Origin of the sequence: Legionella cincinnatiensis, assembly GCF_900452415.1 — a bacterium.
GTDB classification, from domain to species: domain Bacteria; phylum Pseudomonadota; class Gammaproteobacteria; order Legionellales; family Legionellaceae; genus Legionella; species Legionella cincinnatiensis.
The window spans coordinates 1,420,552-1,442,253 of record NZ_UGNX01000001.1; the positions used below are offsets into that span (position 1 = coordinate 1,420,552).

Here is a 21,702-nt window from a genome sequence, read left to right on the forward strand (position 1 = left end):
AACTTGTTTGTATTTGTTCAAGAAGTATACTTATCTCTGGGGTGTGATAACAGGTAGTGCTAAAATAATACTGTTACTATTTTAATGGTCTTAGATCGTTTCTTTGGTTATTAGCATCGCATCTATAAGCCGTTCTTGGCGCTTCTTTAAAAAACATCTGTTGCGGCACTCGGGTATCCCAATTCTGATTTGCTGTATTTTTTATTTTGAATAGATAAAAACTCAGATTATACTTAATATCAACAACTTGTTGGTACGTTTTAGCAAGAGCAATATTCTTCGTTTGCTCCTCAGTGTATTTTTTTATTTCAATATTTTTATCGCTTGGATTATAAGAATTAAGTTCCTTTAAAAGAGATTCACATTTACTTATTTCTAAATCAAGAGCATGTTGCTTTATTGTTGTGACTTTTTTATGCAAAAATTTAGAAATAGCATTAATTTGTTCCAGACTATTGGAATGATTAATGTTGATAAACTGTTCCTTAATAAAGCAGCTTTTTTGGGGTTCCTCTGTGCCTAAATTATAAGAATTAAGTTCGTTTAAAAGGGTTTGACATTTAGTTTTTTCTAAGTCAAAAGTATGTTTTTTTATTGCTGTAGTCTTTTCATGCAAAAATTTAAAAATGGTATTAATTTGTTCCAGACTATTGGAATGATTAATGTTGTTAAGCTGTTCATTCATAAAACTAGCTTTTTGTGATTCTTGCCCTTCTAAATTATAAGAATTAAGTTCCTTTAAAAGGGTTTGACATTTAGCTTTTTCTAAATTAAGAGCATGTTGTTTTATTGCTGCAGTTTGCAGATACAAAAATTTAGAAATGGTATTAATTTGTTCCAGACTATTAGAGTTATTAATGCTTACAACCTGTTCTTTAATAAATTTAACCTTTTCAGATTCCTTGTCACCTAGATTATAAGAAGAGAAATCCCTTAAAAGGTTTCGACATTTAATTTTTTCAAGCTCTAATAAAGCATGATTGATTGAAATACGATCGGTAGGATTTTGTTTTATCATCGAGCGAATTAGTTTTTCTAATTCACTTCCTTCTTCAGTTTGAAAAATTGAACTACTGAAATCATACATATTTGCATCACTTTTATTATGAAGATATGCCGCCTGACAGCCTGTTAAATATTGGTATAAGTTTTTTCCAAGTATAAAAGAATGTAATTTATCTGCAGATAAGCGTGTACCTATTATCTCTGGTGGATTCATATGGGCAGAAGTAATAAGAAGGCACCAATTTTTGTTTAAATTATCTATATTAATGAATCCATCCTTATCTAAGGGAACAAAAGATTTTGTATCTGCTAATTGTATTTTTCCTTGCGGGTCTATCAACCAATCTGTATTTTTCATATCAGGAAAGCCAGCTTGCTTATAGACAAGATGCTGTAAAATATTAGCCATTTGACTGTATATATTTAGCGATGATTTGAGTCGATGAGAAGAATTAGCTGGAAAATTTTGACAATGCATTTCAAGATCTCCTCCGCAACAGAACTCAGTGACTAATAATGTTCTGGTTATCATCTCGTTATTCACTATATTTGAAGCTTGTCGTTCAACATAAACTGGAGTAAATACTTCTTTTAATTCATGTCTTAAATGTTGTTCTATACTTTTAGGCATGCCCATTCTATTATCAATTTTTAATACAAAGGGTTGTGTACCATTGGCAGGAATTACTTTAAAATTTTTTGAATTATTTCCCCCTAGAAAGATAATGGAATGAGTGTTAATAAACTTTTAGTAGTCTTGATAACCTGGCTCAGATGGACTGTACAAATTTGTAAGTTTATCTTTTTCAAATCCGCAACCTGCTGATAGAATTTGCAATAACAGATTTATTTTTTCAGGTTCCATATTCGCTAAAATAATAGGAAAACTATCTAGAGGTACATTGGTTAAATATTCGGAATGATACATTGAATATATACCATGATTTTTAGCCTCTAATTGTATTTGTTTGAACAGTTTTTTTTGAATTTGTTCCTGATAATCAGTATATCTGCTTATGTAATTATCACTATATGTATTATCCATTCTTTGCTTACAAAGAAATATATCTTTTAATAATGCAAGTTGCGCTTTATTATCTGCACAGTGATTGTATGTGTGTATTAACTCGTTCAGTTTTTTGATGTCTGTATTTACAGCAATTATAAAGGGATCTGTATTCGGACCTTGTATTAAATCGATATACATTAAACCAGCCATAATAATATTTCCTAAGATAAAACCCTGTTGATCCAAAGTAGATGATATCTATTTGCCATCATTGGTTATATTTTTGTCACTTTTAAGTTGATTTTAATTTAACCAAAGTGATCGCAATAAATCTAATTGATTTTATTTATATGTGATATCAAATAATTTAATAGTTAAATTAAATCTCGACCTACAATTGAACGTAATCTTATGGAATGATAAAAAATAATTAGGGCTTGATATGTTCTTGTTGCCTTAAAATTATTTCTGAATTTTGTAGGGAAGCCTGATGTTAGAACTGGGAATGGTGATATTCTGCGGGTAAAAAGAAACATCTCTATATTTGTGAAGCATTGACGGTCATATGATGTTTGTGGTGTTTTCAGCAGGGTTATCAATGGCTTTTGTTTCTCTTATATGTATTAATAAATTCTCACTCAACTCACTTTGGTGGCGCATAGGTATCTTGATTTAGGAGCTATAATTAATGGATAAAAGATGGGTAATCACAATTCATGTTGCTTTAGGAGAATAGCATGGAAAAGAGATCAATAAGGCATACTACCATGCTAGCTGCCTGCCTAGGTTGTTTTAGCTGTTTAGTATCCACCTTTATCTTTGCAGATCCTTCCTCCCAAGTAGTAAGGCTTAGTTATCTTAATGGGACGCTAAGCTTTCTGTCTTTTAAAGAAAGGCAACAGATTCTTTTAAAAAATGGGAGTAACCCCTGGAGTCCTTTGCAATCTTATAAAATGGCCACTAAAAAAAATTTCAACGATGTATTTCAAAAAGTTGAACCTAAAAATAAAAAAAATTTCAACGACGTATTTCAAAAAGTTGAACCTAAAAATAAAAAAAATTTCAACGATGTATTTCAAAAAGTTGAACCTAAAAATAAAAAAAGTATCAACGACGTATTTCAAAAAGTTGAACCTAAAAATAAAAAAAGTATCAACGATATATTTCAAAAAGTTGAGTCAGATAATCCTATTTAACATACACCACCAGTGGTTGTTTATCTTTTACTCGGAGATCCAATGACGCTTTTCTGATCAAATATTTATCACAAACAATAAGGATATTCAGCCTAAATCCATAAGTTTACCCTACGCGTAAAGTCAAACCCCTAACGTCCAATTAGAACCTAGAGTTAATTATGCACCTAAAGATGGATTCTGACCCTCATATTCCTAAAGTTTTATGCATTAAAGCTGGTGAATTTGAAAAACTTTAGAAGCATTATCTAGTTCAATAAATAAATGCGGGGATAAGGGATATAAACGGTAAATCGAGAAGCGTCTTCTAGTTTCAATGAAAACAATACAAGAAATGCCCTCCAGAGTGCGTTCACAACGAAAAGCTGGTGCGTTTAATAATAAAACTTTTAGAAAATATGCTTATGAGCAACTTAAGAATCGGGTAAGTTTGAAAATCCTTTTGAGTATTTATCGGAATTTTGCACGATAATTACAAATTGAGTGTTATGCGCTTTCTAAAGCATCATCCGGCATAGTAATGTTTAATTCAAGCACGGAATTATCACCCATACGCTCAAGATTTACACTGACCTGATCACGCGTAACATGAACGTATTTGGCAATAACCGCCAGAATTTCTTCTTGAAGTTTTGGTAAATAATCAGGTGTATGTCGTTGTGAGCGCTCATGAGAAATGATTATCTGTAACCGCTCTTTAGCAACTGATGCTGTAGCACTCCTTCTACGCAAATAATTAAAAATACTCATACGGTTACCTCCTCCTTGTTTTTACCGAATAAGCGACGCAATAATCCTTTACGATCATTACTTATAAAGCGCATTGGTTTCTCTTCACCGAGAAAACGAGCAATTGCATCTTGATAAGCAATGCCGGCATCACTGGTTTCGTCAAGTACTACTGGAGTACCTGTATTTGAAGCTTTAAGAACTGATTTTGATTCGGGGATGACACCAATTAAGGGAATAGCCAATATTTCCTTTACGTCATTAACCGAGAGCATATCGCCACGTTCAACACGTTCTGGATCATAGCGGGTTAGCAATAAATGTTCTTGAATTGGTGTTGCGTTTTCAATGGCTCTTTTTGTTTTGCTGGCAAGTATTCCTAAAATTCGATCAGAGTCCCGTACGGAAGAAACTTCTGGGTTAGTTACCACAATTGCATGGTCAGCAAAGTACATAGCCATTAATGCACCAGTTTCAATTCCTGCAGGGGAATCGCAAATGATAAAATCAAAATCTTTAGATAGGTCATTAAGTACTTTTTCAACGCCTTCAAGAGTCAATGCATCTTTATCTCGAGTTTGAGATGCAGGAAGAATGTAAAGGTTTGCAATGCGCTTATCTTTAATTAATGCCTGATTAAGACTTGCTTCACCATTGATTACATTAACAAAGTCATAGACAACACGGCGCTCGCAGCCCATAATGATATCAAGATTTCTTAAACCAATATCAAAATCAATGACAACTGTTTTGTGTCCCAAAAGAGCAAGACCTGAAGAAATAGCGGCAGAAGAAGTAGTTTTTCCTACTCCACCTTTACCTGATGTAATAACAATTATCTTAGCCAACGCTGAACCCATCCTATTTTTTGATTCAACACAATATTTAACCAACAGTGTACACGTTAATCAATAAATAATTCAAGTGCTGTATTCGGATCTATGAAAAAACATTTTCCAATGATTTAGCTTAAGCAGATTCTTATTAATTTTTATAAAAAATCACTCTGATTTTTGTTGGAGCAGCTTGCAATTGCAAGCAATTTTTGAATTCTTTAAGATACTTAATTAATAGAGCAAAACAAGTAAAATTATAACAAAATATCAGCTGATAAGTCTATTTACTGTTAATTATCTGTTTAATTTGTCTACTATTTATGGTAAACTATTCGGTTAATTTAACTCCGTAGTGATGAGAATAAAATGGCTCTTTCTATTGTGCAGCAATCATTAACTTTTGATGATGTTCTTCTTATTCCCGCCCATTCTTTGGTGCTTCCTAAAGATGTTTCTTTAAAAACAAAACTGACACAAGGTGTTGAACTAAACATACCCCTTGTTTCAGCAGCTATGGATACAGTAACTGAAGCACGTTTAGCAATTGCTTTAGCTCAAGAAGGGGGGATTGGTATTATTCATAAGAATATGACAATTAAGGCTCAAGCGGATGAAGTTCGGAAAGTGAAAAAATTTGAAAGTGGCATGGTGAGAAATCCAATTACGGTTACTCCTAATATCACTGTTAGAGAATTATTGGATGTGATGGAAAAATATAATTTTTCAGGTGTGCCGGTCGTTGATGGTGAGGATTTAGTTGGTATTGTAACCAGTCGAGACATACGCTTTGAAACAAATCTGTCTTTGAATGTAGAACAGGTTATGACGCCTAAAACAAAACTGGTTACCGTTAAAGAAGGGGCCAGCCGTGAAGAGGTTTTGAGTCTGCTGCATAAGCATCGTATCGAGAAACTACTCGTGGTTAATGATGCTTTTCACCTACGAGGATTGATCACCGTAAAAGACATACAAAAAGCTAAAGAAAATCCATATGCATGTAAAGATGAGGCAGAGCAATTGCGTGTTGGTGCTGCTGTTGGTGTGGGTGAAGGAACAAATGAGCGTATTGAAGCATTGGTCGAAGCCGGTGTTGATGTTCTTGTTGTAGATACGGCACATGGACACTCACAAGGCGTACTTGATCGTGTTAGATGGATAAAAAAATACTTCCCCAATGTCCAGGTAATTGGTGGTAATATTGCTACTGCTGCTGCTGCTCGAGATTTGTATGCTGCAGGTGCAGATGCTGTAAAAGTGGGTATAGGCCCTGGTTCTATTTGTACTACAAGAATTGTAACAGGTGTGGGTGTTCCTCAGATTAGTGCTATTGCGAATGTTGCACAAGAACTTAAAGGAAAAATTCCGATTATCGCAGATGGTGGTATTCGTTTTTCCGGAGATGTTTGTAAGGCACTTGCAGCAGGGGCGGATACTGTAATGTTAGGTAGTATGTTTGCTGGAACAGAGGAATCCCCGGGAGAAATTGAATTATATCAAGGCAGAACATACAAAAGTTATAGAGGAATGGGATCAATTGGTGCGATGGCATTATCACAAGGATCAAGTGATCGTTATTTTCAGGATGCATCATTAGGTTCCGAGAAATTGGTTCCAGAAGGGATTGAAGGTCGTGTTCCTTATAAAGGATTGGCTCAAGCGATTATTCATCAATTACTGGGTGGTTTGCGTTCTTGTATGGGTTATACAGGATGTGAAAATATCGAACAATTGCATACTAAAGCTGAGTTTGTGCAAGTGACAAGTGCTGGGATGCGAGAGTCGCATGTTCATGACGTGAATATTACAAAACAAGCACCAAATTATCAGGTGGATAATTAATCATGAAAGATTTAAAACAGCATCCTTTGTTAATCCTTGACTTCGGTTCCCAATACACACAACTGATTGCACGACGTGTTCGTGAATTAGGTGTTTATTGTGAAATTCACCCTTTCAATATTGAGCAAGGAAAATTTATTGCTCTGAATCCATGTGGTGTAATTTTATCTGGGGGGCCTGCAACAGTAACCTATGATATGAATCCGCGTGCGCCTGAATGGTTATTTACCACCGGAATACCTATTTTAGGAGTTTGCTATGGAATGCAAACAATGGCAGTTCAATTGGGAGGGGAAGTTCAATCTTCTTCGCTTAGAGAGTTTGGTTATGCAGAATTAAAATTACATGGCCACAGTCAGTTATTTTCACAAATTGAAGATCGTATCAATTCTGAGGGTTGTGCTTTATTAGATGTCTGGATGAGTCATGGTGATAAAGTAACGCAATTACCTCCAGGTTTTAAGATTGTTTGCGAAACACGCAATGCTCCTATTGCTGGAATGGCGGATGAAAGTCGACAAATGTATGGAGTACAATTTCACCCAGAAGTAACACATACCTTGCAAGGATTGCGTATTTTGCATCGTTTTGTGGTGGATATTTGTAAGGCTTCGACCAATTGGACTTCTGAGCTTATTATTGATGAAGCGATTAGTGAGATAAAGGCTCAAGTAGGAGCAGAGAAAGTCTTACTGGGATTATCTGGAGGTGTAGATTCTTCAGTTGTTGCTGCTTTATTACACAAAGCAATTGGAAAGCAATTGATTTGTGTTTTCGTGGATACAGGCTTATTGCGTATTCATGAGGCAGATGAGGTTATGAATATGTTTGGCAAGAACATGGGAGTACAAGTTATTGCCGTGAAAGCCGAAGATAAATTTTTAAATGCATTAAAAGGTGTCACTTGTCCTGAAGAAAAACGCAAAATTATCGGCCGCACCTTTATTGAAGTATTTGATGAAGAAGCTCACAAGATTCCTGGTGTTTCATGGCTTGCCCAAGGCACCATCTATCCTGATGTTATAGAGTCTGCAGCAACAAATACAAATGGAGCTTCAATGGTTATTAAATCCCACCATAATGTGGGTGGGTTACCTGAAACGTTAAATTTGAAATTATTAGAGCCTATACGTGAATTATTTAAAGATGAGGTTCGCAATATAGGTCTTGAGCTAGGTTTACCTCATGATATGATTTATCGTCATCCATTTCCTGGTCCTGGTTTAGGAGTGCGAATTTTAGCTGAAGTGAAAAAGGAATATGCTGATATTTTACGCAAAGCAGATGCGATTTTCATCGATGAATTGAGAAAGGCTGATCTTTATTATAAGGTGAGTCAAGCATTTGCAGTATTTTTACCCGTTAAAAGTGTGGGTGTGATGGGGGATGGTCGTAAATATGATTATGTCATTTGTCTTCGTGCTGTAGAAACAATTGATTTTATGACCGCACATTGGGCACAGTTACCTTGGGATTTTCTTGGTCAAGTTTCCAATCGTATTATAAATGAGGTAGATGGCGTATCACGTGTCACTTATGATATCTCGGGTAAACCACCAGCTACAATTGAATGGGAATGATATATATACTGCGCACAATCATAATTTGCGTTTTTTAAGTTATTCAAAATGAATGATCAATACTGGATGTGTAAAGCTTATGAACAGGCAATTCTTGCTCAAACTGAGGGAGAAATTCCTGTAGGCGCGGTATTAGTGAGTAAAGAGAATGAGTTATTAGGAATAGGACGAAACCTCATCCAACAGAGTCATGATCCATCAAGCCATGCAGAAATTCATGCCATCAGAAAGGCATCGCAGCGCTTACAAAATCACCGCTTATTGGATACAACTCTATATGTTACTCTGGAACCTTGTGCTATGTGTGCAGGACTTATGGTTCATGCACGCATTAGACGATTGGTTTTTGCGACACGTGATTTTAAAGCAGGAGCAGCAGGCTCTGTTTATAATTTATTACAAGGTTATCCGCTAAATCATAAAGTTCAAGTCGATGAAGGAATCATGCAAACTCAATGTGCTTCTTTATTAACTGAGTTTTTTAAAACCTGTCGCTAAATTTACTTATTGTTTCGATCTGAAAAAATATACTCCAGTAAATGGTTTTATACGTGTTGATTCGTTTGATGCAGTGTTAACAGAACTCTATCATGATATGGCTTGAGCGTTTTTTAATAGGTGTTGGAAAGCTCTTCAATAAGTTTTTCCCGTAGTATTTCTTTTTCCTCAGGAATTAATGCTTGATTTTTTTGATTTGTAATATAAAACGTATCTTCAGCACGTTCTCCAGCAGTTACAATTTTAGCATTATGTAAATGAATTTTGAGTGTTGAAAATACCCTACCAATTGTTGCTAGAAGTCCTGGTCGGTCGCTTGTGACTAAAAACAAACGAGTTTGGTTATTTACAATTTCATCGTAGTAATGAATTTGAGTTTTAACATTAAAATGCGCTAAAACACGAGACAGTCTTCTTTTCACTACTACAGGCAATTGATCACTTTGAGCTAAATGAATACATAAGGCTTCTTTGATGTCGATGGAGCGTTGGGTATCAAAAAATGCCTGATTTTGTTCGTCTAAGATAATATAGGTGTCTAAATCGTATTGATTATCACAGGTTAGAATCATTGCTTCCTGAATGGTTACATTGTGATTATTTAAGACTGTTGTTGCAATGGCAAATCGATCATCGCAGTGGGGCATATAGATAAATACTTCAGTTCCACCCTGACTATGATGAGGCATGATCATAACTAAAGGAAAATGAGTACAAGCCAAGATTGCTTTGGTGTGGCGTGCAATTATTTCAGAAGATTCATGCAAAAAATATTTATCTTTAAACTGAGCCCATAAATGTTCCACTGTTTTAGAGGCTACACCTTCAGCAATTAATGCGGATAAGGCATTTTGTTTTCGCACCCTAATGAGCATGGACTCATCCATTAATTCTTGCTCTTTATGGAGCATATGTTTTGCTGCATGATATAACTCTTTAAGCAGAGAGTCTTTCCATGAGTTCCATAAAGTAGGATTAGTACCGCAAATGTCTGCAACCGTAAGTAAATATAAATAATCTAAATAGTAGGGCTGAGGTAATAGTTGACAAAAGTTTTTTATTGTAGTTGGATCGTAAATATCTTGTCGTTGCGCAGTTTGTGACATGATTAAATGATTGCGTACAAGCCAGACAAGTAAATCACAATCTTCTTTTTTAAGATGATGATTTTTTGCAAAATGAAATACTTCAACAGCGCCCAACTCCGAATGATCACCTCCTCTACCTTTTGCAATATCATGAAATAATGCACTTATATATAAAAGCTCAGGTTTATTTAAAGTAGGCATTATTTGAGCACACAGAGGGAATTGTTTTGCATACTTTTCTTGTTTAAAGCGGGAGAGATTACGAATTACAAACAAAGTATGTTGATCAACTGTATAAACATGAAAAAGATCATATTGCATTTGTCCAGTAACCATAGCAAAACACTCAAGATAATGAGCTAAAACACCATAACGATTCATTCTATGCAGCGCTTTATAAGGATCATTTTCTGTTTTAAGGATGCTCATAAAAAGGTCTGTTGTTTCTTGGGAGGTTTTAAAGCGTTTATTCATAAGATAGAGCGATTCTCTAATTAATCGAATTGTATTTGCTCTAACTCCTTCAATATCAGTTCTTTTTGCAATCCAAAGAAATAATTTTAAAAGGGCTTGAGGATGTTGGCTGAAGATGCGGGAATTTCGTACTTCAATATAATTATTGGAAAGTTGGAATTCATTATCCAAATGAAACAGTTGTTGCTTAGGGGCGTGCACAATGGTTTCATCAAACCATTGTAATAACATTTCATTAAGTTCTCTATTACGCTTAATGATCTTAAAGTAATCTTTCATGAATTGTTCTATGGCTAATGAATGCGGTTTATCCTTATAACCAAAAAACTGGGCTAATTTAATTTGGTAATCAAAAGATAAACGTTCTTCTGCTTTTTCAGCCAATACATGCAAGGCAAAACGTACGCGCCAAAGAAAATGTTGGCAATACATTAAGTTTTCATATTCTTTATCAGTAATAAATCCGTAGCTTATGCCATCTGCTAATTTTTTAATATTAAAATGACGTTTACCTATACTCAGTAAAATTTGTAGATCGCGTAATCCTCCTGGGCCATATTTAACATTGGGTTCTAAGTTGTATGCTGTTTCACCATATTTAGCATCACGTTTTTCTTGTTCTTGACGTTTTGCTAAAAAATAATCATGACTGGTCCACATATGTAAAGGATGAGTTTGATAAATTAATTCCTCCATCAATGCACCGCGGCCATATAATAAAAACATGTCCATAAGACTAGAGATGACGGTAATATCTTGTCCGGCTAATTCTGCGCAATCAGAAACACTCGTAATTTGATGACTTAGATTTAACCCTACGTCCCAGCAATCTTGGATGAAGTTTTGCGCATATTGCAATTGTGATTTTGAAACTTTATCAGTATGTATTAAAAGTAAATCAATATCGGAATAAAGGAGCAACTCTCGGCGCCCGTAACCACCTAAGGCTAGAAGACAAAAAACATCATGATCCAGTTTGTTTTTAATGAAAAGGGTGATCACCAGCTCATCAATAAAGGCAACCAATTTGCGAATGATTGTAGTAACATTGGTTTTATAATCAAACTCTTTCCTAAGTTTTTCTTTAAATTCTTTAACCGTATTTTTAAGCTGATGTAAATTTACTGACATTCCTGATAAAAAGGGATGGGCAGCATTGGAATGTTTATTTTCGTTCTTCATTGCGCAGAGTTAAAATTTCTACACCGTTATCTGTGACCAATAAGGTATGTTCCCATTGGGCTGAAAGGCTGTGATCTTTGGTGACTACTGTCCAATGATCAGGTAATAATCGTGTATGATGTTTTCCAACATTGATCATTGGTTCAATTGTAAAAGTCATGCCTTGCTCTAATCTCATTCCAGTTCCAGGTACTCCATAATGTAATACTTGTGGATCTTCATGAAAAATGCGACCTATGCCATGGCCGCAATAGTCGCGTACCACGGAGCAACGGTTTTTCTCCGCATACTGTTGAATTGCATGGCCTATATCTCCTAAATGAATGCCTGGCTTGACCATTTCAATTCCGATAAATAGACAATCATGGGCTACTTGGACTACATGCTTTGCTTTAACTGATGGATTGCCAATAAAAAACATTTTGCTGGTATCGCCATGATAGTCATTTTTGATAACAGTCACATCAATATTAATGATGTCTCCGTCTTTTAAAACTTTTTTTCCAGGTATCCCGTGACATACGACATGATTAACTGAAGTGCAAATGGATTTAGGAAAACCATTATAATTTAAAGGAGCAGGAATGGCTTTTTGTGTATTTACAATGTAATCATGACATAAGGTATTAAGCTCATCCGTTGTAATACCTTCTTGTACGTGAGGGGTTATCATTTCAAGAACCTCCGCGGCAAGTTTGCCAGCGACACGCATTTTTTCTATTTCGTCAGGAGTTTTTATTGTAACTGCCATTATGAATCCAAAAAGTGTTATTTATTAGTGTTCCAAAGTTTATAGAGTGGCTAAATTAAAGAAAAATTTCTGGCATTATCAATCAAATATCCACAGATGAACAAAAAATACCCCCCAATTGTGACTATGAGATAAATGATGTTTTTTTGGAACGAGATCGATTTTATCATAACTGATTTTGTATGTCATCGAATTGCTTTTGCAATCAAAGTTAGCTATCAATCAATTCAGTTTATACTTAATTTAATAAGGCCTATTTATCTTAAGGAAAGAAAATGAAAATACATGTATCTTCTGTCATTTTTTTAATGTTTTTTTTCTTAAATACATCTGTTTTTGCTGATGAATATAGTGGTTATCATAGCGGTAATTATGAACATAATGGCTATCACAATAACGTCTGGTATGGTGGTACTATAGATGTCAATTCATGGGATGATGGAATTTGGTATGATAATAATCTAAATGATGATACAAATGTAGTAGTAGGGGTGCCTGATGAGGGGTATTATGATCCTTCATGCCAAACAATCGATGATTGCAGTACAGGTACATGCATGTTAGTAAATACGTGTGAATAAAGACGGATTATGCATAATAATAAATTTCAATGGGCGGTAATAGGAGCAGGACCTGCTGGAATTGCAGCGGTGGGTAAGTTATTGGATCATGGTATCTTACCGGAGCATATTCTTTGGTTAGATCCTCATTTTAAAGTGGGTGATCTGGGTTTTTTTTGGCCGAACGTATCGAGTAATACTAAGGTAAAGCTCTTTAAAAATTTTTTGTTAGCGGCTAACTCTTTTCATTACAAAGACGCCACTATTGATTTTAAATTAAACCACTTACCAGAAGATGAAACATGTACTTTAGCTTATGTGGTTGAACCGTTGCAGTGGGTTACTGATCATCTCTTAAAAAAAGTCCAGGCCATAAAAACAACAATTCATACTATGTTTTTGTCTGATCGGTTATGGTCCTTAAGTTCAGAGACAGAAACTTTTTACGCTAAAAATGTGATTTTAGCTACTGGTGCATTGCCTTCCTCGCTTAATTATCCTGGAGTGAATGTCATTCCTTTTGATATTGCGATTGATAAAGAAAAATTATCTTCGATGTTTCATCGTGATGAAACTTACGGAGTATTTGGTTCGTCTCATTCTGCAATCATTATCTTAAAACATCTAGTCGATTTAGGTGCAAAAAAAGTTATCAATTTTTATCGTTCACCTTGCTGTTATGCCATTGAAATGGATAATTGGATTCTTTTTGATAATACTGGACTTAAAGGTCAAAGTGCGGCATGGGCTCGAGAAAATATTGATGGAATTTTACCCTCAAACCTTGTTCGTTATAATGTTAGTGAACCTAACATTGCACGTTTTTTACCAGAATGTGATCATGTTATTTATGCAGTAGGTTTTGAGAAGCGTAAAGCTATTGTTATTGGTGATTATGAATATTCTCATCATAATCCCTATGTAGGTATTATTGGCCCGGGATTATTTGGTTTGGGTATTGCATATCCTGAAACAAAGGCAGATATCTATGGTAATGTGGAGTCTCAGGTCGGATTATGGAAGTTTATGGTGTACCTTAATAAGATTATGCCTATTTGGTTTAAATATCCTGCTTGAATCATATCAATGCATCTGCGCGTCAGTAAGTGGAGGATCACTTACTGGCATTGAGGTTGCAAAATTTAACTCTGCCAGCCTTTCCCACTCTACTATCTAATTAATAAAAAAATTTGTAAACTATACTCCCTTTTGAGGAGTGAACCATTATATTGAAACGTACTAGTTATTGGTCTAGTGAATTAATCACTTTATTATGCAGCATTTTTTTTACCTTAGCATGTAATACCTCCTTTTGGACTGAATTATTACGCGATAAGGAATTAATGAATGCCCATACCTGGTTTGTGATTTTTGGTACAGCAATCGCAATCACTGGATTACAGTGGTTTTTGCTCTTATTAGTGATTAATCGTTGGACTTTTAAGTGGGTTACCAGTTGCCTTTTTTTGATCACATCTATTGCAGTTTATTTCATGAGCACTTTTCATGTTTATATTGATTCCACAATGATCACTAATATTGTGAGCACTGATTATCATGAAAGTAGAGAGTTTCTGCAATGGCGAATTCTTCCTTATTTTTTATTATTGGGTGTCCTTCCTTGTTGGATTATATGGCAAATCGAAATTTATAAAAGAAGCCTGACTTCTTATTGGATTGGGCGATTAGGAACAATTTTTTTATCGCTATGTATGGTTTTTGGGGGGGGATGGGCAGTGTTTCATGATCTTGGCCCAGTTCATCGAGAGCGGAAGGAAATTGTTTATTTGATTACTCCATTAAATTTAATTTCATCTTCTGTAAAAGCATATAGGAAGACTCGCCAAGTTCTGGCGGATAAAACAAAAATCAAAATTGGTGAAGATGCATATCAGCTTCCACGCGCAGAAAATAGTAAACCTCGAGTTATAGTACTTGTAATTGGTGAAACGGTTCGAGCACTAAATTGGGGATTGAACGGTTATCACCGGCAGACAACACCTGAACTTGCAAAACGTCATGTAATTAATTTTAATCAAGTAACGAGTTGTGGCACTACAACCGCAGTTTCTCTACCCTGCATGTTTTCTCCTTATGGAATCCATGCTTATGACAGTCAAAAAATAAATCAAACAGAGTCTTTATTGCATCTACTCGATCGAGCTAATATTTCAGTATTGTGGCGAGATAACCAATCAGGATGTAAAGGAGTATGCGATGGCTTGGTCACTGAAAAATTGGAAATAGATGCTTTATGTAAAAAAGGGCGTTGTTTTGATGAAATTCTTTTGCATCAACTGGAACAACGTATTGTCAAAAATAAGGAAGATCAGTTAATCATACTCCATATGCTAGGTAATCATGGCCCCGCATATTACGAGCGATACCCAATGCAGTTTAAACGTTGGCAACCTACCTGTGAAACTACGGATTTATCCAGTTGCTCGCAAAAAGCTCTAATCAATACTTACGATAATGCTATTTTGTATACTGATACCATGTTAGCGAATGCTATTGATCTATTAGAAACGATAAAAACCCATGATACAGGACTGATTTATGTTTCTGATCATGGGGAATCATTGGGAGAACATAAGTTGTTTCTACATGGACTTCCCTATTTTATGGCTCCGGATGAACAAAAAAAGGTGCCAATGATCTTGTGGATGTCCCAAGGGCTTACAAAGCAATTAGTAGTAAAAGAGGATTGTCTACGCGATAAACAATCGGATTCTCTATCTCATGATTATCTGTTTTCTACATTGCTGGCTTTTTTTGATGTGAAAACAAAAGAATATGATTCAACATTTGATTTGACTTATTCGTGTCGAAATTTGAATAAGACCGTATAATGTTTTAAACGATAAAAAAGTCACTTTATTTTTTACATCGAACTAATGTTACATTAGTGTCAGTTATGGATATGGATGTAATTATAAGCAGTTCCTATCACGAATCGTTCCGGCTAAGGGGCGCGGTGGTGTAATAAGCCCATTACTGGCAAACTTATTTCTACACTACGCTTTTGATAAAGAGAGGGAACGGAATTATCCGCAAAACTCATTTGAAAGGTACTTTGATGATATTGTTGCACATTGCCAATTGGAAGAAGAGACTTATAAACTCAAGAAGGCATTGAACTGCGGTTACTTGAAATGCAAACTGGAGCTTCATCCTGCTATTGGTCCGATGGGCAATGAAAATATAAAAAGCTGGAAGGACACTAAAGGCGTGCTACATATTGGCTGGGACAAGTCGCAAAACGCGACACAAAACTGTTTCCTCATTGGAAACGCTTAAGGCTTTTCCCTGCGACTGGCCAAGAAGAGTCGGATGAGCGGAGACATTCAAGTCCGGTTCTGTGAGAACTTGAGTGGGAGATCCCCTCGGGCTACTCGACTTCTTATCCTGTGCTAAACCAAGCGCAATCTCAATCGTTGTAAACAGCGCCTCATGCAGATATTACATGAAAGGCGTCTGCGCTTGTCCGGTAAAAAAACGCGTATTGGGTCAATTGATAAAGGCTTTCACTTTTTAGGCATCCAATATCTACAGACGCGACCTGTGGATAACACCACAATAACACAGGCTATTGTAACTGTTTTTAACGTGGAGTAAGTTGATCAAAACCAATCCAAACCTGCGGGGTAGAGACAATTTGGCAACCCGATGAGCAGCCCCTTTTGCAAACACACATTGTTCCTCATGCAAGAACATTGCGCAAAGCGCGCGTGCAAGTTAAATGGATGGTCAAAGATGGGTTGTCTGCCTGGCGAATTATCAGTTACTTGCAGGGATGGTGTCTGTAGTGGGTGAGAATAGCAGCACACTGGTTATACCAGGGCTTGCTTTTATGGCTTTTAAACTCATGCTGGGATGAGCATGTGGCGGCGTACGCCGCCAGGCTTCTTCATAGCCATGCAGTCAACTTGGTCACATCGGAACAACTTGGTAGTGATTATCCAAGCCCGCTTGCTCTTCAAGTTGTGATTTGAGATTAATAAGATCCAGAGTTCTTACTTCACATAATGTCTTCATGGCATTTAAATCATGCGTGGCGCCCCCGTGCCATCCCCCATCTGCCACCCGGCCGGGTAAATACCAGATGCCTTTCCATATAGCAAACGCGGAACCTAACTTGGAATCAACACTAAACCAATCTTCGTCCTTATGAGTAGCCCAATTGTAGAATTGTTTCGATGATTCTGGCTGCGAGGTAAACTTAGGTACAGGACAAAATGGCTGATTAGAGCAGTATTCATCAACAACATGCATAGGCAGCAACTTTTGGGCACCACCAACACCTTCTCGCCACTGAGTATTAATAATGGCACTCCAATTCATATTCCCTAGCGCATTGATTAAATCTACTTGTGTTTGCAGCTCTTTAATGAGGGTATTTTCAAAATCAAAATGCTTTTCAGTGATTGTTTTCCCATTCAGCCTATAAGTGACTCCGTCGGTGTTGACTTTGTTGTATTGAGCAATCAATTTTGCAAATACTTTTCTGCTTTCTTTCTTCTGGGGTATGCACGCAATCATTTTTGCCCACATGTGTTTATCCAGAGCCCACAGTGCATATTCAAAGCCACTTATGTTCTCAAATTCTCGCCCAGAACAATCAGTAACGAAGCCCCTTTTAAAAAGTAAACTCCTGTCCTTCTTTAACATTGCTTTAACTGTATCATGCTTACCCTGCACGACATGGTGCAGTAGCTTACGAACATTAATCATGGGTTTAAACAAAGCTAAATGATATTTTGATGCCTGAGCCAAGTTCACTAAATCACGGTTTGATAAATTTTTTGCTGTTTCGACTTCGATTTCTGTCGGTAATTCATCAAACATCTCAAATTTGTCTTGCATACTTTTCCCCTATAATTTGAATTTTTATAATGGGAAATATTTAATCAATTTAACCTTAATTAATCCAATTAGTTTTATTCGTAAGTCATATTAAAAAAATTCATAACTCATGAATGGGCGAGGTTGAAAAGCATTGATAAAGGAGCAGCCTTCTTTTGGGAGGTTGCCTTTCAGTCCATTGTTATCACCTATATTATAGTTGGTAATAAATTTTGATTGATATTAGTTAATACATTAATACGAGGCCCCCTCAGCCAGAACGGTTTGAAATGTAATAACTCGATCTTTTATCCATAACTGACGTTAAATTACAAGTCTTTGGACGGTGATGTTGTATGAGCTTGATAATGCCAAAATTTGGGTAATAACAAACAGCATGCAGTTACTCCAACAATGCACAATATACCGCCTGAGATCAAGGCTGTCGAAATACCAAGAGAAGAGGCGATAAAGCCGGCACGTGTATCCCCTAATTTAGGCCCGCTTAAATAACTAATCATTTCAATACCGGCTAACCTGCCTCTGTATTCGGTTGGAATAGTATTATTCCATAGGGTAGTGCGAAAAATACCGCTTATGGCATCAAATGCACCAGACAGTGCTAAGAAAATAAGGGCTAACCAAAGTGAGTCTGCTAATCCAAATCCAATAATTGAGGCTCCCCAAAGTAGCGCAGCTATTGCAATTGCTTTACCATCTTGGTTTATTTTTGAAGTCCACCCACTAAAAAATGAAATAAATAGTGCACCAATAGCTGGGGCAGAGTAGAGTAGGCCTAGAGTTTTTGCACCACCAAATGATTGTGCCAGAGCAGGAAGCAATGCATTAGGCCAAGCAAAAATCATAGCAAAAAAATCAACAAAATAACTTCCTATTAATTCTTGTCGATTAAAAGCAAAAGAAATTCCTTGTTTTAAAGAAGATAAAATGGATGGGTGTTCTTTAATTTCTGGTTTAGGTAAAGTATGCATTCTTGCTAAAGTAATTAATGATAAGAAAAAAGTAAGCAAATCAATAAAATAAGTAACCACAATACCATAATGGGCAATTAGTAACCCAGCAATTGCCGGCGCACAAATCATGCAAAAACTAAATTTAAATGTAGCGAGTGCTCCTACTTTTTTATAATCACTTGGATTTACGATCTGCTGGATAACACTGTCAAAAGCAGGACGATGTAATCCATTAATGGCTGACATTGCCGCAGAAACAATAAAAATTAGCCATGTAGATGGAGTTGTATGATAAGAGTTCAACGCCAGTAAGAAACAGCCTCCAGTCAGAAATAGTTCACTGATAATTAATAATCTTCTACGATTATACCGATCAGCAAATACTCCTCCAATCAGTGCGGTGATTAATAGAGGCAGTAATTGCACAAGGCTTAATAATCCGACCATAAAGCTCGAATGGCTTATTTGATAAATTTGATAGGGTAGGGCAACACTACTGATCATAGTGCCAATAAATGAAATGAATTGTCCTGAATAGAGCAATCGAAAGTCACGATTTTTTTTGAGTAGAGAAAAATCTAAGAACTGACTCATTTTGAAATATCCAAAATTATGGAAAACTTAGTTTTATTGAAAAACTATTTGTCACGTGTTGCGAGCTGAGAGATGTTACATCTTTTATTGCCTACATATTATCTTTTATACATGGCTTGATGCTTAATACTAAATTTTATTAGCATTAAGCACCATCGATAACCATGCTAGCTCCAATTCATAATTTTGGGGAGAGGAGCATAGGATGGATTATAAACAATCCTCAATAGAACAGTAAACATTAATTTGTGCTTTTTATTTATTTCATAGTTAATAATGATTATAAGAGATTGAAAATACATTAATATTTGAAATTTTCGTATAACATATCAGAACAATCAATTGGATATAAATTTAACTTAATGTTTAAATTAAGTGAAAATAAGCCATGGCAAGCTGATGGTGAAAATTTGCATCTATTGAAGAAATTGGTGCGCGACTAAAACAAATTGGTACGAAAAAAATGAGTTGTTTAGATACCTTAAAATACATAATTCAAGAAATAATTAAAGAAAAAAATAAACTGCATCAAGAGAATACAGTTTATTTAGAGCGAACATGCTGTACTTTATACGAAAAAAAAGTAGTAATTGATAGTCTCATTAAAAACCTTGCTTTTGAGATTGCCGTTAGAGATGAGATTTTTACAAAGAGACTCCAGATACCAGAGGTAGGTATACAACCCTACTCAGAAACAACATGCAAGAATTTGATAAACATAACTGTTGCTATGGATACTTTAAATAAAGCATCCAACTCTGGAATCAAATTTTCTGAGAAAGGACTGGAAGATATACTTTTTAAATTTGGGAAAAAGGCAGAAAGTTATTTAAGTCATCCATTTATAAAACAATATATTGTTCACGATGGAAAATTTCAATTATTTATGGGTAGAACTATAAATACAATAAATAAAGTCTTCTTACAGAAATACATCTTCTTATAGCATTGTATAGCACCACCCATTAGGTTCGATACATCATTGCAAGCTCGGTTGGATTAGTCATGTACTTGGTTAACTCATTCAGCTTACTTTATTTGCACCTTGTCTCGTATGATTTTTTAATTTTTGAACCTTTTTCTTTTGGCGGATACACATCTGCCAACGATACAGAAGTACCATGTTCCGAAACAATACGCGCATGGTGCCGCCTTAATTCACGTGGTTCTTCTACACCACAGGAATGGCAAATGACTCCTACTTCATAAGTGAGGTTTTTTACATAGTGATATACGCGGTTCGCTTTAATTTTAGGATTTAAACCTCTAACAAGCCATTTATTGTGTGTTGTAATTCCTGTAGGACACGTATTTTTATGGCATTTTAATGCTTGAACACAGCCAAGAGCAAACATAAAGCCACGTGCTGAATTTACAAAATCAGCACCGACACAGAGTGCCCATGCAACCATGCCAGGGGTTATTAATTTTCCTGATGCTATAATTTTAATTCGTTCACGTAAATCATATTCAATGAGCTTATCAACAAGAACAGGAAGACTTTCTGTTAAAGGTAACCCCATATAATCTGCTAAAGTAAGTGGAGTAGCTCCTGTTCCACCCTCAGCACCATCCAGGGTAATAAAGTCAGGTGCATATTCAACTCCTCTTTTAATAATCTCTTGGCAAAGTTCATCGAGCCATTCATAATTTCCTAAAACAACTTTAAACCCGGTAGGTTTACCCGTTATTTCTCTTATGTGATGAATCATGTTCAGCAATTCAAAAGAGTTTGAAATTTCAGGAAAACGGTTAGGGCTTATTGCGTCTTGATGAGGTTTGATTCCGCGAATTTTAGCAATTTCTTGAGTTACTTTTACTGCGGGTAATAATCCCCCTTTGCCAGGTTTTGCTCCTTGACTTAGTTTAATTTCAAACATTTTAATTTGAGGGTGCGCTGCGGCTTCTTTCAATTTTTCATCAGATAAATTGCCATGTTCATCACGATAACCATATTTTGCGGTGCCAATTTGAGCTACTAAATCACAACCACCATCCAAATGATAAGGCGATAATCCACCTTCACCTGTATTAAGCCAGCAACCTGCTTTTTGAGCACCATGCGATAATGCTAAAATTGCATTTTTCGAAATGGCTCCATGACTCATTGCGGAAATGTTAATTAATGAGCTTGTTGTGTAAGGAAATTTACAATGTTTTCCTATTGTCACTGATCCTGCTTTTACGACATCCCGTTTAAGTACTGGGAAGGGAGAGTCTACAAAATATATTGTATTAATCGGTTTGCGATCTCGAGTAGTTCCAAATCCTATGGTGGTGTCTGTGTTTTTGCTTGCTTCATAAACCCATGTACGTTCAGTGCGATTAAAGGGTAACTCCTCTCGATCTCGAGCGTAAAAATACTCTCTTAAGTATACCCCTAATCTTTCGGCAATATAGCGTATGTAACCAATAATAGGAAAATTTCTTAATATAGTGTGTTTTTTTTGGGATACATTCCATATCGCTACAAGAATGATTAATGAGATTAAAATAATGACTAATAATTCTAAAAAGCTGGTGTATCCTTTCATAAATAAGC

At 35.8% G+C, this 21,702-nt stretch carries 17 protein-coding genes; 8 read left to right on the plus strand and 9 right to left on the minus strand.

The window, feature by feature from the left end; translation table 11 throughout:
• Positions 1-76 precede the first annotated feature (76 nt).
• On the minus strand, positions 77-1,747 hold the full coding sequence (locus DYH34_RS06285; protein ID WP_083502803.1) for a protein kinase domain-containing protein: 1,671 nt from the start codon (positions 1,745-1,747) through the stop codon (positions 77-79).
• A gap of 6 nt (positions 1,748-1,753) precedes the next feature.
• Positions 1,754-2,224, minus strand: coding sequence for a hypothetical protein (locus DYH34_RS06290; RefSeq protein ID WP_058466052.1), 471 nt, complete (start codon positions 2,222-2,224; stop codon positions 1,754-1,756).
• A gap of 527 nt (positions 2,225-2,751) precedes the next feature.
• On the opposite strand from DYH34_RS06290, the gene DYH34_RS18315 reads away from it, so the two are divergent.
• Entirely contained in the window at positions 2,752-3,210 is a 459-nt protein-coding gene (locus tag DYH34_RS18315) for a hypothetical protein (protein ID WP_058466053.1), read from the plus strand.
• A 486-nt stretch (positions 3,211-3,696) separates the two neighbouring features.
• On the opposite strand, the gene minE is transcribed toward DYH34_RS18315, so the two are convergent.
• Together minE and minD are read right to left on the minus strand one after the other, a co-directional pair.
• Positions 3,697-3,960, minus strand: coding sequence for a cell division topological specificity factor MinE (minE, locus tag DYH34_RS06300; RefSeq protein ID WP_003636261.1), 264 nt, complete (start codon positions 3,958-3,960; stop codon positions 3,697-3,699).
• Positions 3,957-4,787 carry a septum site-determining protein MinD gene (minD, locus tag DYH34_RS06305; RefSeq protein WP_058466290.1) on the minus strand — a complete coding sequence of 277 codons (831 nt, stop codon included), beginning with the start codon at positions 4,785-4,787 and terminating at the stop codon, positions 3,957-3,959. The genes minE and minD overlap by 4 nt, the downstream gene beginning before the upstream one ends.
• Positions 4,788-5,141: 354 nt before the next feature.
• Between minD and guaB the strand changes: the two genes are divergently transcribed.
• From guaB to tadA, 3 genes are read left to right on the plus strand one after another with little or no spacing between them, the layout of a single operon-like run.
• Positions 5,142-6,614 (plus strand): IMP dehydrogenase, encoded by a 1,473-nt coding sequence (gene guaB, locus DYH34_RS06310; protein WP_058466054.1) that lies wholly within the window; start codon positions 5,142-5,144, stop codon positions 6,612-6,614.
• Positions 6,615-6,616: 2 nt separating this feature from the next.
• The gene (gene guaA, locus DYH34_RS06315; RefSeq protein WP_058466055.1) at positions 6,617-8,194 is read left to right on the plus strand and encodes a glutamine-hydrolyzing GMP synthase; all 1,578 of its coding nucleotides are present in this window, start codon (positions 6,617-6,619) and stop codon (positions 8,192-8,194) included.
• A gap of 48 nt (positions 8,195-8,242) precedes the next feature.
• Positions 8,243-8,692 carry a tRNA adenosine(34) deaminase TadA gene (gene tadA / locus DYH34_RS06320; protein ID WP_058466056.1) on the plus strand — a complete coding sequence of 150 codons (450 nt, stop codon included), beginning with the start codon at positions 8,243-8,245 and terminating at the stop codon, positions 8,690-8,692.
• A gap of 113 nt (positions 8,693-8,805) precedes the next feature.
• On the opposite strand, the gene glnD is transcribed toward tadA, so the two are convergent.
• Together glnD and map are read right to left on the minus strand one after the other, a co-directional pair.
• Positions 8,806-11,385 carry a [protein-PII] uridylyltransferase gene (gene glnD, locus DYH34_RS06325; protein WP_172465430.1) on the minus strand — a complete coding sequence of 860 codons (2,580 nt, stop codon included), beginning with the start codon at positions 11,383-11,385 and terminating at the stop codon, positions 8,806-8,808.
• Positions 11,386-11,419: 34 nt separating this feature from the next.
• Complete coding sequence (map, locus tag DYH34_RS06330; RefSeq protein WP_058466058.1) at positions 11,420-12,187, minus strand: type I methionyl aminopeptidase; 768 nt, start codon at positions 12,185-12,187, stop codon at positions 11,420-11,422.
• Positions 12,188-12,462: 275 nt separating this feature from the next.
• Between map and DYH34_RS06335 the strand changes: the two genes are divergently transcribed.
• From DYH34_RS06335 to DYH34_RS06345, 3 genes are all read left to right on the plus strand, one after another.
• Positions 12,463-12,768, plus strand: a complete 306-nt coding sequence (locus DYH34_RS06335; protein ID WP_058466059.1) for a hypothetical protein — start codon at positions 12,463-12,465, stop codon at positions 12,766-12,768.
• A 9-nt stretch (positions 12,769-12,777) separates the two neighbouring features.
• Complete coding sequence (locus DYH34_RS06340) at positions 12,778-13,824, plus strand: FAD-dependent oxidoreductase (RefSeq protein WP_058466060.1); 1,047 nt, start codon at positions 12,778-12,780, stop codon at positions 13,822-13,824.
• Between the two features lie 152 nt (positions 13,825-13,976).
• Positions 13,977-15,599 carry a phosphoethanolamine transferase gene (locus tag DYH34_RS06345; RefSeq protein WP_058466061.1) on the plus strand — a complete coding sequence of 541 codons (1,623 nt, stop codon included), beginning with the start codon at positions 13,977-13,979 and terminating at the stop codon, positions 15,597-15,599.
• A 1,081-nt stretch (positions 15,600-16,680) separates the two neighbouring features.
• Here the strand turns inward: DYH34_RS06345 and DYH34_RS06365 are convergent.
• Positions 16,681-17,613, minus strand: a complete 933-nt coding sequence (locus DYH34_RS06365; RefSeq protein WP_058466062.1) for a hypothetical protein — start codon at positions 17,611-17,613, stop codon at positions 16,681-16,683.
• Positions 17,614-17,921: 308 nt separating this feature from the next.
• The gene (locus DYH34_RS06370) at positions 17,922-19,160 is read right to left on the minus strand and encodes an MFS transporter (protein ID WP_058466063.1); all 1,239 of its coding nucleotides are present in this window, start codon (positions 19,158-19,160) and stop codon (positions 17,922-17,924) included.
• Between the two features lie 463 nt (positions 19,161-19,623).
• Between DYH34_RS06370 and DYH34_RS06375 the strand changes: the two genes are divergently transcribed.
• Positions 19,624-20,106 (plus strand): hypothetical protein, encoded by a 483-nt coding sequence (locus DYH34_RS06375; RefSeq protein WP_058466064.1) that lies wholly within the window; start codon positions 19,624-19,626, stop codon positions 20,104-20,106.
• Positions 20,107-20,194: 88 nt separating this feature from the next.
• Here the strand turns inward: DYH34_RS06375 and DYH34_RS06380 are convergent, their stop codons facing one another.
• On the minus strand, positions 20,195-21,694 hold the full coding sequence (locus DYH34_RS06380) for an FMN-binding glutamate synthase family protein (protein ID WP_058466065.1): 1,500 nt from the start codon (positions 21,692-21,694) through the stop codon (positions 20,195-20,197).
• Positions 21,695-21,702: the final 8 nt, after the last annotated feature.